Here is a 14,236-nt window from a genome sequence, read left to right on the forward strand (position 1 = left end):
CACCCGCCCCGGCTCCGGCGCCCGCTCCTGTCCCCGCCGCGCCCGCGCCGCCGCCACCGCCCGCGGCTGGCGCCGGGGTGCGCGGCGGCGAGCCGCCCGGTCCGCCACCAGACCCGCCGCCCTGCGGGGCGCCGCCCTGGGGGTCATCGAGAACCTTCTTCGGCTCGCTGCCGCCCTGGGGCTTGGACGGCACCGGCAGAGGACGGTTGAGGGCGTTCTTCGCCTCCTGCTCGGTGCCCATCTGCTGGTAGAGGTCGAACCCGATGAACGACACAAACCGGTACACCATGTACGGGGCGTAGGCCGCGATCCCCATGAGCACGATGCCGGTGATCGGCTCGGTGACCGCGGCGATGTCCGCCTCGATCGGGGTAGCGATCTGCGTGATCGCCAGCAGGAAGATCACGACGAGCACCAGCTTGCTGATGATGAGCGCGATCACGAACGCGGCCCATTTGCCGATCCACCCTTTGGTGGCGTCCCAGGACGCACCGGCGAACGCGATCGGCGCCAGCACCACGGACACCAGCAGCAACGCCTTACGGATCAACAACGAGAACCAGACGATGAAGACGGCGGCGATCATCAGCCCGGCCAGGAAGATCGTGACGATCGCACCGACACCGGGAGCGGCGATGTTGATGCCGGTCAGGCCGGCGGCGAGCAGAATGATCTTGTCGCCCATCGTCCCGGTGGTCTCCCCGGACGCCTGGATGATGCCGATGCAGAGCTGGTCCACGATTTCCAGCGCGAGCGCGGTCAGCGTGACCACGACGAACGCGCCGAGCACCGATTTCGCCGCGCCGAGCGCCGCCCTGGACAGCGCGGCCGGGTCGCGGCGGATCAGCCCGGTGATCAGTTGCAGGCAGAAGAAGACCAGCACCAGGAACACGCCGATGCCGAAGATCAGGTTGTAGACGCTGGTGAACCCGGGCGAGGTGACATCGACCAGCGTGGTCGTGTCGAACACCGCCCACATCGCCTCGATCAGCCACCCGGCCGCGCCGCCCATCGCCTGGGCGAGCCAGTCGAACGGGGCCGCCACGACCGTCGCGGCCGCTTCGCCGGCCACGTCGCAGACGGACGAGATGATCGGCACATCGCAGACACTCATCACGAATCTCCTGCCGTGACGGGCCGGCTCAGACGGCCTGGCCGACGTCCCAGAAGAAGTTCACGAGCGTCACCGCGGCGCCGCAGATCACCGCCGCGCCGCAGGAAATCAGCACGCCGAGCTTGCCCCGCCCGGACAGATGCGGGTTGGAGCTGTTGGCGCCGTAGGTCCAGACGATCGCGGACACGATCAGCGCCAAGACGGACAGGATGAGGCCGACCGTCATCACGGCGCCGACGATGGTGCGGAGCTGTTCGATGCCGGGCAGGCCGGAGCTGTTGGGGTCGATGTCGATCACGGCGGTTACTCCCTCGCTGAGCAGATGGCTGGTTCAGCGGCGAGGTGAGCCAGCCACACACTGAGCGCGCACCGACATGAGAAGACCCGCACCCTCCGAAGGGGGCGGGCCTGATACTGGAGTGTTTGGTCAGAGCTGGCGGCCGAGGACGATGAGCCAGTTCACCCACGCCACACCGGCACCGGCGAGGACGGCCGCGCCGACGCCGACAAGCACCCCGACCCGGCCCTTGGAGGCCAGGGAATGGTTGCCGTGCGAGGCGCCCAGCGCCCAGCAGATCGCCGAGACGACCACCATCAGCACCGCGACGATGAGCACGATCGTGAGCAAGGCGCCGATGACCCGTTCCAGGTCACCGATCCCTGCGAGACCGTCGAAGTCAGGGAACACGTCCATCACACACCGACCGGCGCTAGCAATCGTTTGAAGCGTTCGAAATGTCCATGCTGACGAGGTGCGCCGGCCGTGTCGGGTGGTCGGCTGGGCAGCGGTTAGCGTTGAAGTGTGGACGTATGGACCGACGAACCGGGCGTGGTGGAGCTGCCTGATGGGCGACGCATCCGTGGCACCGGGGCGCGCAAGAGGCGCAGGGACGTGCCCGCCCCTGACTTCGCGGTCTATCTCCTTGGCCGCGACCCAGCGCCCAGGCCTTGGCCCCATCGCTGGGTCCGCTGGCGGGACTTCCGACTGCCCGACTCGACCGAGGATGCGGCGGCGGCATTGCGTGAGGCATGGGAACGTGCCAGTGAACAACGCGTCGAGATCACCTGTGGCGGCGGCATCGGGCGGACCGGGACGGCCCTTGCCCTGCTGACGACCATGAGTGGTGCCGCACCCGAGGACGCGGTGGCATGGGTCCGCACTCAATATCATCGGCGTGCCGTCGAGACTCGCAAACAACGCCGCTGGGTTGAGGCAACCGCGGCTTCGCTTCGTGCAGAGAGTGAATGAATCTGCCAGGCGCTAGTTGGCCCTAACGGTGACGTGCAGGTGGTCGAAGTGTCCGCCGGTGACGTCGCCGGGGTCGTGGGTTCCGCCGCCGTCGTAGTCGCGCCAGCCTTCACCGGCGCGGGCGACGGACCATATCTTTCCTTGCCAGATCAGATACTCCACGCCCAAGGCCTGGGCGTTGTCCTTCATCCAGTTCGTCAGCCGCCACCCGTCCTCGAGTTGCGTGGGTGTCGGAGGTGTCCCGATTCGGTTGCCGAAGGTGATGTCGCACGCGCGGCCCAGCGGGTGCTCCGAGGTGGTGCCGGGTCGGGGTGAGTAGCAGGCCCAGCCGGTGTCGGGGAACCCGGCGCGGGCCTGGCTCATGAGGTGCGTCATCCGGGCGGTGATCCGCCCATCGCTGGTGGGATCGTCCACGAGCCGGTCGGGGTCGCCGTCGACCGGGACGGGCTCGCTCGCCGTGCCGCCGGCTGTGTCGCAGCCGGCGGGCGCGCCGACCGCGGCCTCGGGCAGGTCGGCGGCGTTGTGCGCATTGAGCCACGCGGCGGCATCGACGGCCTCGCCGCCTGTGCCGCCGGGCCGGACCTCGAAATGCAGATGAGGCCCGGTGGAGTTGCCGGAGCTGCCGACGTCGCCGATGTGCTGCCCCGCGACCACCCGGTCGCCCGCTGAGGCGTGGATGCCGTGCCGCCACATGTGGGCGTAGGCGGTCGCGACCGTCTGCCCGTTGATCTGATGCTCGATGACGATCAGTCCGCCGTATCCGCCGGAGAACTCCGCGACGGTCACGGTGCCGTCCGCGACGGCGAGGATCGGGGTGCCGTCCGGGGCGGCGAAGTCCGTGCCGGTGTGGAATGAGGGTGCTCCGGTGATCGGGTGGATGCGTGGCCCGAACTCGCTGGTGAGCACCCACGTCCCCTCCGGGAGCGGGAACACCACCCGTGCGGACTGCGCCACCGGACCTGCCGCGAGTACGGACACCACCGGGCCGGCTGAGCCGGTTCCGCCGCCGGACGCGCCGGTCAGGGCATTGAGAATGGCTTCGGCGACCGGCTCATAGTTGCAGTAGCGGTCCGGGTAGGCGCTGACTTCGACCGCTTGGGCGGCTTCGCCGGGATCCATCTGCTGCCAGCCCGGAATGTCCAGCAGACCCCGCGGGCTCGGGTAGTTCGGGCCGGTCGGCCCGCCGAAGAACGCCCGCGCTTGGTAGGTCGGGTCCATCAGCTCCGCGACGGTGCCCCAGCCCGACTGCGGTCGCATCTGAAACAGACCGAGCGAGTCGTGATCCGACCCGTTGCCGTCGTTGGGGTAGCTCCCGCTCTCGGGGTAGGTGCCGGTGTTCGCCAACTGCCGCAGCGTGCTCTCGGTCAGCGCGGCCATCAGCGCGATCGTGATGCCGGGCCGGCCGACGCCCTCGATGCCGCCTCCGATCGTGATGATCGTGGCCGCGTGCGTGAGCTGGGTCTTGTTCAGCGTGAACGTGGTGCCCTCGGCGGTGGTGACCGTCAGCGACTCGGGGACGTCTCCTACGGTGACGGAGCCGCCGGGGACGACGCAGTTCGCGGCGGCGGGATTCATCAGTACGCCGACTCCGACCAGCCCCAGCATGGGGCCGAGCAGGACCAGCGCGAGGACGGCGGCAACGGCCTTCTTCAACACGGCACGACCCCCTGGCTATCGGAGCGGGTTGTCGAGCTGGGACAGGCGCAGCAGATGACACGGGCCGGTGCGGAACTGCGGCGCCGGCGGCGGGCAGGCCAGGAACACGGTGAACGACACCGATTGCTCAGCGGTGACGGGTTCGCCGTTCCAGACGCCTTCGCGGTGGCGGGTGCCCTCGATCGTGACCGCGGTGGCACCGGGAGGGAGCTGCCCGGGCTGGGCCTGCTCGACCGCCTGATCCCACGCCTCGGGCACGAACGACTGCTCGATCGTGAGGTGCTGAGTGGTGGCGTACTGGCGCAGCTCGATCCACGCCTCGCGGGAGGGCAGATAGGCGGCGATGTCCGAGGCGAGCCCGGCCTGCTCGGCGCCGGAGGGGTCGCCGACCTCCAAGAGTCCGGCGGTGTAGTCCAGCGGCATCAGCCCGGAGCCAGTGTCCCAGCCGAACAGCGCCTCCGCGACGTTGCGGGCGAACTCGTCCGGGTCGTGCGAGGGAATGACCCGCGGCGGACCCGGCACCGCCGGCTCGGTCTCACCGGGCGCGGTGATCGTGGGCGCAGGGGCGGATGCGCGGTCGTCGGGCGGTCGCGGGCCGGTGATGAGCCCGTAGACGCCGACGCCGACCAGGAGCAGCAGCACGAGCCCGGAGGCGATCACGGCGATCAGCCGGCCACGGGACCAGGAGGCGAGATTCGTCTTCATACCCGCGAGGTGAGCCCGCCCGCGACTCGCAGCGCCGGGGCGGTTCAGAGGGCGCGCAGCAGCGGCCTGTCCGTCTGTGCGCCGGCGCGGGCGGTGCGGAGCCGGTCGGCGAACGCGACCGTGCCCTCGACGGCGGCGAAGAACGCCGCGATTTGCGCGTCGGTGAGTTCGGCGGCCAGCTCGTCCACGTCGTAGTGCGTCCACCACGCTTCCAGCTCGCCCCAGGTCAGCACGAACGCACGCACCGAGAACCGCGCCGGCTCCTCGTCCGCGTCGACCGGGCGACGAGACGGTGCGGCCGGCTTCGTGGCCTTGCCGCGTTTGGCGGCGTGGACGCGGGCCAGTGCTTCGTCGGCCAGCTCATGCAGCCGCCGGTCCCGGTCGGCGCCGGCGTCGGCGTGGGCATCCTGGAGACGCTGGAAGATCGGGTTGACCGGAGCGCCGGCCTCGATCTGCGCCAGCCCGTCGCGGGCCTGAGCGCGCAGCGCCTCCGGGACGGTGGGGTCGTCGGCCAGGTGTTGCAGGAATCCGATCTGCTCCAGCCTCGTGTAGGAGGACGAGCCGGTCACCATGCGCGCCGCCTGCGCGCGCGCATCCCCGAGCTGGCCGGGTGCTGGTGGTCCCGCCGAATCGGCGGGACCATGTTCTCCGGGCTCGTGACCGTCTTGGAACTGGGTGGCCGCCTTCCTCCGGGCGGCGTCCTCGGCCATGAGTTCCTTGATCTCCCGATACAAGCCGGCGGCCTCGATCGGGCTGAGGGCCTTATGGAGCTGGTTGTCGTCTTGTTCGGCCAGCAGATGCCCGAGCCGGTCCGAGATGCCCGAGCGCACCCACACGCTGACCCGCCGGTGGCCGAGCTGCTTGATCGCCGCGAGCCGCCGCGCCCCGCACACCAGCGTCCCGTCCGGGGTGATCGTCGGCGGCTGCAAGATGCCGTCCCGCTCGATCGACGCCGCCAGGGCGTCGAGGTCGCCCAGGTCGGTGCGGTGCCGACGGCCCACGGTGATGGAGTCCACCGTCCGCTCCAGCTCGATGCGGCCGGCAGGCGTACTCATCGCGTACCCCGCGACGTGTCGGTGCCGCGCGTGTTCGTGCCGGGCGCGGCCAGGGACAGGGTGAGCACGAGGTCGTCGTCGCGCAGCAGCACCGGGAGCGTCTCGCCGATCAGCAGCCGCAACAGCGTCCCGCGTCCCGCGCCGGTCGCCGCGAGCTCCGGCAGCGGACTGCCCAGCAGCGCACGCAACAGCACCGCCCAGGTCCGGCCCGGAAGGTCGAGCAATGCGCGGGCATGCTTGTCGCGCCGCAACGTCTCGTAGGCGGTGTGCCGGTTCCCGACCCGGGTCAGCGCCCCGCAGACGTGCTCCACCGCTGTCCGCGCGGTCTCGGCCGGCCAGCCCAGCAGCACCAGCAGCGTGATCGCATCCTCCACCGCCGCCGTGGCGGACGTCGGCTCCGACGCCTCCCGCTGAGCTTCGTCACCATGCCCGTCGCCGTCGTGCGGGTCGGTGACCTGGAAGGCGGGGTGGTAGTCGTCCAGCGGGTTCTCCCGGTCGGAGAGCCGTTCGGGGTCGTGGAACACCGAGTAGCGGGGCCGGCGCGCCTGATGGGTCGAGCACAACAGCCCTTGGCCGCGCTCCTCAGCGATACAGGTGATCCGCACCGCGTGCGTGACGACCGCCCACGGGTCCTCCGCGGTGCGGGCGGCCTTGGTGCGCATCACGTCGAACGCCGCTGACGCGGCCTCCCACGGATCGAGCCGATGTTTGTGCGCCAGGGCCGCGTACTTCTCGGCCGCGAACGCCATCAGCTCGCCCGCCACCGGGTCCTGCTCCCACGCGCCACGACCCGCTGCGTGGAGCCGGTGCAGCAGGGCTCGCAGGCCTTCGCTGCTGCGGTAGTCCTCACCCGGCGTGCTGGTGTTCGTCGTGCCGGTTGTGCTGGTGTGGTCGGTCATGGTCGAGGCACCTCCTAGCGGGCAGGTGCGCCCGCAGGCTCCTGCGGGTCTCACCTCTGCCAGCCGGGCGTCCACGACTCATCCCACCTGCTACCGCATCCCGACCCCGGACCGGGCATGGCCCCGATCGGTGCCGCCACGACGCCCGAACGCGCTCAATGGCGGCAGGCGGCGCGTCCGCTCTGCGACCCATCGGGCGCCCTTGTCGATCGGGGCGCGCAGCCGGCGGCTCCCCGCGGCGGTGACGTCGATGCCGCGTCGCGACAGAGCCCCGCCACCGTGGGCGAACAGGTCACTCGGGCGCACCCAGTCCACGCCCCGGCCCCGCACCCGTGCCAGCTTCTCCTTCGCGGCCCTACGGGATGCGGCCTCCTTGATCGCTTCCGGCGTTCCCGCCGCCTCCGCATCCTCGGCAGGGGTCGGCGTCGTCCGCGCCTGCGGAGCCTGTTCGGGTTCGCGATGGCGGTGGTGCTGCTCCGCCGGGTTCGTCTGGTCCTGGTCGCTCATGGCGTGGCTCCTTGCCTCACGGGCTCGGACCCGGACGGGTCGGCCTCATCGCTGTGGTGCGCGTCGGGATGCTCGGAACGGGGCAGCCACCGGCCGACCGTCGAGGGATGCACCCCCAGGTGCCGGGCGATGGCCTTGTTCGACCACTCCCGCTCGCGCAGCTCCGCCGCCCGCGCCCGACGATCCAGCCCGCCGTCCTCATCGGCGTCGGCGGCGCCGGACCCGGCAGGCGAGGGCACGGCGGGTGCGGTCTCGATTGGTGCCGCCGGGACCGCGACAGGCTCAACGCCGCGCGTCGTCTCTGGCACATCGGCAGGACGCGCGGCGGATCGGGTCAAGACGACGGTCAGATGGGTGATCGCCAGCAGCACCACTGGCGGCACCGCGGCGACCGCGGCCGCGAGTGGGCCGGGCACGTCGGCGTCCGCGGCGACGACCGCGTGCAGGGAGTTCGCCGTTACCGACACCGCCGCTCCGCCGATCAGCAACGTCCACGGATACCAGGCCGCCTTCTCACCGGCGAGCGCGACCACCGCGACCGTGGACACCACGATCACGCCATCGACGATCAGCGGCCACGCCCACGCCTGCCCCGCCCCGATCCCGGAGCGGCGCGCGAGGTCGGCCAACGCGGTGAACGACAGCCAGAACGCGCCGGCCGCGATGAACACCGTCCCGGCAACCGACGTGACCACCGCCCAGCGCCGCCCCCGCACCCTGTTCATCCCAGACCCCTTGCCGCGTCCACTCGGAGCCCTGGGTCACGTCGAGCGAGCCCGCCCGCCGGCGGGCTCGCCGGTGCCGCGGGGCGTTCCCGGCGGGTGGCTCCGACGCCGACGCTGCGATAGGCGCTGTAAACGGTGCGGGTGATCTCCCGCTCCCCGAAGTCGGGCTGCTCGGCACGCACCAGCGCATCCAGGGCATCGGAGACGGGCACGTTGCCCTCGGCCAGACGGCAGGCCGCCCAGAACAGCTTGTAGTTCCGGTCGCCCTTGACCTGCCTGGACAGCCACGCCGCCAGCCGGTCCGCGTCCTCCCGCCCCGCCACTGGCTGACCCTCCCGCACCGGACGACGCGGCGATGGCGGATCGAGGAAGTCGCGCAGCCGTACCGCATCCACCGGCTCGGCCGCACCGGCGGCGACCTGCTCGACCCGGTAGGAGACCGGTGCGCCGTCCAGCCGGAGCACCGAGGGCGGGGCGATGACATAGCCGCCGTGCCCACGGCAATCCACGCCGGCCTTGCCGACCGCCCACGAGCGCTGCACCCGGGCCGCGATGGCCGGGAAGTAGGCGTGCCGGCCGCCCGTGGGTGTGGTCACCGTCGCCAGCGGTGCCGGGATCAGACCCGCGCGAGCTGCCCGCGCGTACGCCGCGTACCCGTCAACGCCGTGCACGTCCACGTCGATCACGACCAGACCCGACGCGGCGCCGGTCGGGATGCCGATGTTCGCGCTCGGCTGCCACCGCCACCACCCCGCCACCCGGCGCGGATCGGTCGTCGCACGGCGGAAGCCGGATGGGACGAGGGGCGTCTTCTCGCCCGGCACGCACGGGAACACCGGCACCCCGGCCGTCGCCAGCTCACGCGCCGCGACCGGCAACGGCATACCATCGAGCCGGTCGAACACCGCGGCGAGGGCTGCGGACGCGACCATCACAGTCCCCGCCCCGGTGCCGCCTGCATCCTCCGCGGCTCACGCTCGGGCAGCGGCTCGACCCGCGACGTCCGCTCCGGTGCTTGCTCGGTTCCAGAGTGCTCGGGTGCGGAGCGTTCGGGGCCGTCGACGCGCAGCGAGACCGGGTTGCCGTTGCCGAGCTGGATCGTGTTGAGCTGGATCAGGACCTCGGTCGCGGTGCGCCGGACCTTCTCGCCGGTGTCCCGGATGACCTGCACCGGGTCCTTGCCGTCCACGTTCGCCGCCCAACCGGCCACATAGGGGATCGTGTAGTCGCTGGTGTCCATGCCATGCGCCGCCGCGATCATCAACGCGACCGATTCGGCCTCGACCTCACCGATCCCGCGATGCTGGTGCGCTTCCTGCTGGTTCGGCCCGTGCAGACGGACATGGCCCAGCTCGTGCGCGAGGGTCTTCACCTGCGCGGCCGGGTCCATGTCCGTGCGCACGAGCACCTGACGGGTGTCGTAGTCGGTCATGCCGTTCGCGCCGCGGATCGCGTCGGCGTCCGGCATCCGCAGCACCTCGTACCCCAGCGACTCGACCTGCGCGGCCAGCCCCTCCCACAGGCCGGCGGGTGCTTCGCCTTCCAGCAGCTTCGGGCTCGGCAGTTCCGGCAGCTCCGCACCGTGAGTCCGCGACACATCCCAGACATGGGCCGGGACGACGCTGACGATCCGACGCTGCACGACCTCGCCCGGGCGCGGCTTCTCGCCCTTCGTCAGGCGACGCCACGAGGCCGGGTCTTTCGGCGTCGCCGTCGCGAACCTCACCCGGACCGGAGCCCGAATCTCGTAGCCGCCGCCGGCCTCGGCCCAGCGGCCCATCTTCTTCCAGTCCTGGAACCCCGCCACCCACGTCGGCGTCGGGGTCGGCACCCGGCCCTGCTCGTAGGCGTCCAGGTGCTGCGCCCAGATCAGCAGCGTGTTGTTGAACGACCGCGACCGGAACCGAGCCGCGAACTCCATCGCCCGCCGCCAGTCCTCACCCGACACCAGCTCCTCGACCGAGCGCACGAAGCGTTCTTCGAGAGCTTCGAGCTTCGCTTCCCTCGTCTCGTTCCTCATAGCCATCGTCTGGCCTCCCTCCGCCGGGGCCGCCCGGAGAGGGAGCAGCCGTGCAACCACGAGGTGCGCCGGGCGGATCAGGAGACGAGACGGACAACGGAACGAGACTGTGACCGCCGGCCCGGTGATGAACCCGACGAGTCTCTACCGGACTACCGGATCGGAGCAGAGCCGGGAGCCTCCAACTGCCGATCCTGCGGTTATTGCCCGGACAGATGCGTCCTTCACCCGGCCGCGTGTGGCGCCTGCACGCGGCTCAACGTCCGGTAGTCACTGGGAGTAACCCCCACGCTTCGGCGAAACTGGCGGGCGGCGAAGTCGGGATCGCTCCAACCCACCTCCTGAGCAATCGCCGTGATCGACGCATCGGTGGTGCGCAGAAGCGCGGCCATACGTTCTGTCCGCAACATTGTCAGATAGGCGATCGGCGACTTCCCGAATGCGTCCACGAACAAGCGACCTACTTGCGATTTCGACAGGTGTACTTCATTCGCCAAGTCAGTCACCGACCAGCGCCGCTCTGGTTCAGAACGCAGAAGGTCTGCAGCCTTTCGCGCTTCAGCACGAAGGGGGGTGAAGCGGCGGATTCGCGGCGAGGTTGGCCATGCCGTGGCGCGTTCCGTCGAGGACGTACGTACTTGAGAGGTCTTGATGAACGGTGCGATTACATGAGCGACGCTGAACCAGAGCGCCTGCATCCGATAGAAGGTCTCGACGGGTCGACCTTCGGCACTCAACGCGACCAACTCATCTAGCCAGGGCATGAGCATCCCAGCGCGAGTCTCACCGAGGCGGAGAATCTGTGCCGGTTCGGTGTAGATCGTTGCGGCGAAGTCCTGTGCATCAAGTCGGTCGTGCAAGATGCCGACGTGCTGCCAGAACACTTGGTCAATCACATAGTCGGTGTCCGCATCGATCGTCGTCACTGTGATGTGACCCTCGGGCTCACTTCCACACAGGGTATTCGCGCCGAGCAAAATCACGTCACCGAGCTTGACCGGCTGCTGTCCGAACTCGCTGAACAAGATCGCGCTGCCGTCCCGAACCACGATCAACCTGATGCAGTCGTAGGCGACAGGATCGGATCGTCGGTGGTAGGACCTAGTTCGAGCGATGATCGGGGCGACCGCCCTGGACGCAGCCGCATCTTCCAGCAGATGCGGCTGCGTATGGGCAGACATTGCATTGAGGCAGCTGTGGCTCGGTGGGCTGTCTATGCGCGGCGGTTGTAGGCGATCAGGGACAGCGGCGCGAACACGACGACGAATCCCGCCATCCAGAGCAGCGTGAACATCAGAGGTTCACCGACGGGGCCACCCATCATCAGACCGCGCACGGCGTCGACCAGGTGCCCGATCGGGTTCCATGCGGCGAAGGTCTGCATCCAGCCCGGCATCGTCTCGACGGGCACGAAGATGTTGCTGGCGAACGCGAGGGGAAGGATGATGACCGCGCCGAGACCTTGCACGGCCATCGGGTCTTTGATCGCCAAGGCGAGGAGGATCAGCGCCCACGACACCGCGAGGGCGAACGCGAGGGCGAGCGCGCATCCGGCGAGTACCGACCATACGCTGGTCTCGAATCGCACGCCGAGCAGCAGCCCGAAGCCGATGAGCGCGCTGAGTGAGACGAGCTGGCGCACGATGTCGCTGCCGATCGCTCCGATGAGCGGAGAGATACGGGCGATGGGGAGGCTGCGGAAACGGTCGAAGATGCCCTCGGAGAGGTCGGTGCTGAGGGAGACGCCGACGCCCATCGTGGCGAAGAGCGTCATCATCCCGAGGATGCCGGGAAAGACGTATTGCAGGTACTCGCCGGTGTCGCCGGAGATTGCGCCACCGAAGACGTAGCCGAAGAGCACAAGGAAGATCGCGGGGCCAATGATGACGTCTGCGAGTCCTGCCGGGTGGCGGCGAAGCTTGACGATGCCGCGCCAGGAGAGGGTCGCGGATTGGGTGAGTACCTGCCCGGGGCCGACATGCTTCCTCAGCGGTGTGTGGGTGGCGGGGAGCGTTGCGGTCGTCATGCTGCTGCCTCCTCGTTCTTCTCGTCGGCGGTGGTAGCCCGGTGCCCGGTGAGCGTGAGGAAAACGTCATCAAGGCTCGGGAGGCGCAGCGACAGCTCGCTGACTCCGATGGCGGCCTCATCAAGGCTCCGCACGATCGCTGGCATGACCTCGCCATCGGTCACGGCCGCACTCAACTGTCCTGTCTGTGCATCGACGACCGGGGCGGCGCGGATGATGCTCTGGACGCGGTTTGCTGCTTCTTCGAGCTGGCTGGGGTCGTTCAGGCGCACGTCGAGCGTCTGGCTGCCCATGCGCCGTTTGAGACTATCGGGGGTGCCGCGTGCGATGACCTTGCCGGCGTCGATGACGATGATGTCGTTCGCCAGGTGATCGGCTTCTTCGAGGTACTGGGTCGTGAGCAGCACCGTGGAGCCCTGCGCGGCGAGCCTTCGGATCATGGCCCAGGTCTCGCCCCTGCGGGCGGGGTCGAGGCCGGTGGTGGGCTCATCAAGGAACACGACCGCGGCTTCGCCCATGATGCTCGCCGCGAGGTCGAGACGGCGGCGCATCCCGCCGGAATAGCTCTTTGCCGGCTTAGTTGCATCGTCGGCGAGCCCCGCTTCTTCGATGAGCTCCGAGGCGCGGGCCTTGGCCTGGTTGCGGGACATGCCCAGCAGCCGGCCGATCATTGTGAGGTTCTGGAGGCCGCTGAGGTCCTTGTCCACCGAGGCGTATTGCCCGGTGAGCCCGATGAGCTGCCGCACTTGGTAGGCGTCTCGAACGACATCGAAGCCGCAGACGCGAGCGGTACCTTCATCGGCCCTCGTGAGGGTCGCGAGGATGCGAACTGTGGTGGTCTTGCCCGAACCGTTCGGGCCGAGCAGCCCGAGCACGGCCCCTGGCTCCACGGTGAGGTCGATGCCGTCGAGCGCGGTGGTGTCACCGAACTTCTTGACGAGGCCGCTCACCTCAATCGCCGGGCCGTTGCTGTACTGAGCCATGCGCTTTCTCCGTCCTTCGTCCTGCGCGGCCTGAGCCTGCGCTTTCTTGCTGGTGGCGCTGTCCGCCTCGGACCCGATGTGCTCCCGCACCGCGTCGAGGAACCCCTTGGGCTCATCGGCCCAGAGGTAGATGCGGTCGATGACCTGTTCGCCGCCCTTCGGCGGCAGACCGGGCAGGGTGATGGTCGTCGGTCGTTCCAGGACGACCTCGATGTTGGTCTGGTCGGTGATGTTCATCACCAGGGATCGGCCTTCTTGGTCATCGATCACGCTCGGGGTCTTGGGTTCGTAGTTGCGGTTCTTCAGCCCCACCGAGTACACGTCGTCCCAGGTGACGTGGGCATCCATGTCGAGACCGTCGCGGACGCGGATGCCGTCAGTCCCTACCGTGTGGGGTCGCATGAAGTGAGCGCACAGGAGCCCGGTCATCCAGACCAGTCCCCAGATGCCGATGATGAGCAGCGGGATTCTCAGCCAGAGCCACTGATGCACGATCAGGTCAATGACCAAGATCTCGACTGCCGAGAGCACGATGAAGATGACGAGCACCGCAAGGCTCTGAGAGTGGTAGTGGAACCCCTTGGCGTCGCGCGTCTTCCAGGGCTTGCGTGCAATCGCGCGGCCGATGGCCGCGTAGATGATCTTCTCGATCCCCGTGCCGCGGGCAATGAGAGCCTGGGCGCGGCTCGGCTCGGCGTGGCTCGCCTCGGTCTGCGGGGTCGGAGTTGTCGTGGTCATCGGTCCTTCTCCGCTTTCGTTTGCTCGGGGTTCATCAGGACGGCAAGGCGGGCAATGATTGCGTCGATGCTCTGTTCGAGTGCGTCGAGGTGCTCCGGCGCGACCGCGTCGCGCAGCTCGGCCTCCAGATGAGCGTGTTCCTCCTGCATCCGGGCCATCGCCTCCTCTCCGGTCGACGTGAGCGTCACCAATACGGCTCGGCGGTCGGACGGGTGAGGAGTGCGTTGCACATACCCGTGCTGCTCCAACGCATCCACGAGACCGGAGATGTTGCGAGGCGTCACTGACAGCGCCTCGGCGAGCGTCTGCTGCGTAGACGGGCCGCTCAGCGCCAGCGTCCACAGGACCGCGACCCGCGACTCTGTCAGTGGAGTGCCCGCAAAGGACCGGGCCATGTCCTCTTGAAACATGTTCGACACTGCCAGGAGCTTGTTCACGATCGAAGTCTGCATATAGTTACCTTACTACATCAAGCACATAGGTAACGAATCTTTGCGCGGAGCCACCGTTGGACAGTTGCCCGCCGCGTCGAGGCTCTGCATCGCCAACGTCTGGGGCT

At 69.1% G+C, this 14,236-nt stretch carries 16 protein-coding genes; 1 reads left to right on the forward strand and 15 read right to left on the reverse strand.

The window, feature by feature from the left end:
* The 3 genes from FFS56_RS18295 to FFS56_RS18305 form a co-directional block, all read right to left on the reverse strand.
* The coding region (locus FFS56_RS18295; protein WP_137772336.1) for a conjugal transfer protein TrbL at positions 1 to 1,114 on the reverse strand (1,114 nt) is incomplete at its 3' end.
* A gap of 28 nt (positions 1,115 to 1,142) precedes the next feature.
* Positions 1,143 to 1,412: a DUF6112 family protein gene (locus FFS56_RS18300; protein WP_137772257.1), complete on the reverse strand. Its 270-nt coding sequence runs from the start codon at positions 1,410 to 1,412 to the stop codon at positions 1,143 to 1,145.
* 129 nt (positions 1,413 to 1,541) lie between these two features.
* Positions 1,542 to 1,808: a DUF6112 family protein gene (locus FFS56_RS18305; protein ID WP_137772258.1), complete on the reverse strand. Its 267-nt coding sequence runs from the start codon at positions 1,806 to 1,808 to the stop codon at positions 1,542 to 1,544.
* 108 nt (positions 1,809 to 1,916) lie between these two features.
* Here FFS56_RS18305 and FFS56_RS18310 point away from each other — a divergent pair, with 108 nt between their 5' ends.
* Entirely contained in the window at positions 1,917 to 2,363 is a 447-nt protein-coding gene (locus tag FFS56_RS18310; protein WP_137772259.1) for a protein-tyrosine phosphatase family protein, read from the forward strand.
* 12 nt (positions 2,364 to 2,375) lie between these two features.
* On the opposite strand, the gene FFS56_RS18315 is transcribed toward FFS56_RS18310, so the two are convergent.
* The 12 genes from FFS56_RS18315 to FFS56_RS18370 form a co-directional block, all read right to left on the reverse strand.
* Entirely contained in the window at positions 2,376 to 3,968 is a 1,593-nt protein-coding gene (locus FFS56_RS18315; protein WP_171011058.1) for a peptidoglycan DD-metalloendopeptidase family protein, read from the reverse strand.
* Between the two features lie 66 nt (positions 3,969 to 4,034).
* The gene (locus tag FFS56_RS18320) at positions 4,035 to 4,724 is read right to left on the reverse strand and encodes a hypothetical protein (RefSeq protein ID WP_137772261.1); all 690 of its coding nucleotides are present in this window, start codon (positions 4,722 to 4,724) and stop codon (positions 4,035 to 4,037) included.
* A 44-nt stretch (positions 4,725 to 4,768) separates the two neighbouring features.
* Complete coding sequence (locus FFS56_RS18325; RefSeq protein WP_137772262.1) at positions 4,769 to 5,779, reverse strand: ParB N-terminal domain-containing protein; 1,011 nt, start codon at positions 5,777 to 5,779, stop codon at positions 4,769 to 4,771.
* Positions 5,776 to 6,678: a hypothetical protein gene (locus FFS56_RS18330; RefSeq protein WP_137772263.1), complete on the reverse strand. Its 903-nt coding sequence runs from the start codon at positions 6,676 to 6,678 to the stop codon at positions 5,776 to 5,778. Before FFS56_RS18330 ends, FFS56_RS18325 begins: the two co-directional genes overlap by 4 nt.
* Before the next feature lie 90 nt (positions 6,679 to 6,768).
* On the reverse strand, positions 6,769 to 7,185 hold the full coding sequence (locus FFS56_RS18335; protein WP_137772264.1) for a hypothetical protein: 417 nt from the start codon (positions 7,183 to 7,185) through the stop codon (positions 6,769 to 6,771).
* A complete protein-coding gene (locus FFS56_RS18340; protein WP_171011054.1) occupies positions 7,182 to 7,910 on the reverse strand; it encodes a helix-turn-helix domain-containing protein in 729 nt (242 codons plus the stop codon). The genes FFS56_RS18335 and FFS56_RS18340 overlap by 4 nt, the downstream gene beginning before the upstream one ends.
* Positions 7,907 to 8,842, reverse strand: a complete 936-nt coding sequence (locus tag FFS56_RS18345; RefSeq protein WP_137772265.1) for a bifunctional DNA primase/polymerase — start codon at positions 8,840 to 8,842, stop codon at positions 7,907 to 7,909. The genes FFS56_RS18340 and FFS56_RS18345 overlap by 4 nt, the downstream gene beginning before the upstream one ends.
* Positions 8,842 to 9,936, reverse strand: a complete 1,095-nt coding sequence (locus tag FFS56_RS18350; RefSeq protein ID WP_137772266.1) for an ImmA/IrrE family metallo-endopeptidase — start codon at positions 9,934 to 9,936, stop codon at positions 8,842 to 8,844. Before FFS56_RS18350 ends, FFS56_RS18345 begins: the two co-directional genes overlap by 1 nt.
* Before the next feature lie 218 nt (positions 9,937 to 10,154).
* On the reverse strand, positions 10,155 to 11,111 hold the full coding sequence (locus FFS56_RS18355) for a helix-turn-helix transcriptional regulator (RefSeq protein WP_137772267.1): 957 nt from the start codon (positions 11,109 to 11,111) through the stop codon (positions 10,155 to 10,157).
* A 32-nt stretch (positions 11,112 to 11,143) separates the two neighbouring features.
* Positions 11,144 to 11,956: an ABC transporter permease gene (locus tag FFS56_RS18360; protein ID WP_137772268.1), complete on the reverse strand. Its 813-nt coding sequence runs from the start codon at positions 11,954 to 11,956 to the stop codon at positions 11,144 to 11,146.
* Positions 11,953 to 13,677 carry an ATP-binding cassette domain-containing protein gene (locus FFS56_RS20990; protein ID WP_349290499.1) on the reverse strand — a complete coding sequence of 575 codons (1,725 nt, stop codon included), beginning with the start codon at positions 13,675 to 13,677 and terminating at the stop codon, positions 11,953 to 11,955. Before FFS56_RS20990 ends, FFS56_RS18360 begins: the two co-directional genes overlap by 4 nt.
* On the reverse strand, positions 13,674 to 14,114 hold the full coding sequence (locus FFS56_RS18370; protein ID WP_171011055.1) for a MarR family transcriptional regulator: 441 nt from the start codon (positions 14,112 to 14,114) through the stop codon (positions 13,674 to 13,676). The genes FFS56_RS20990 and FFS56_RS18370 overlap by 4 nt, the downstream gene beginning before the upstream one ends.
* Positions 14,115 to 14,236 lie beyond the last annotated feature (122 nt).

It is taken from the genome of Microbacterium sp. Beta, assembly GCF_005502545.1.
Taxonomy (GTDB): domain Bacteria; phylum Actinomycetota; class Actinomycetes; order Actinomycetales; family Microbacteriaceae; genus Microbacterium; species Microbacterium oxydans.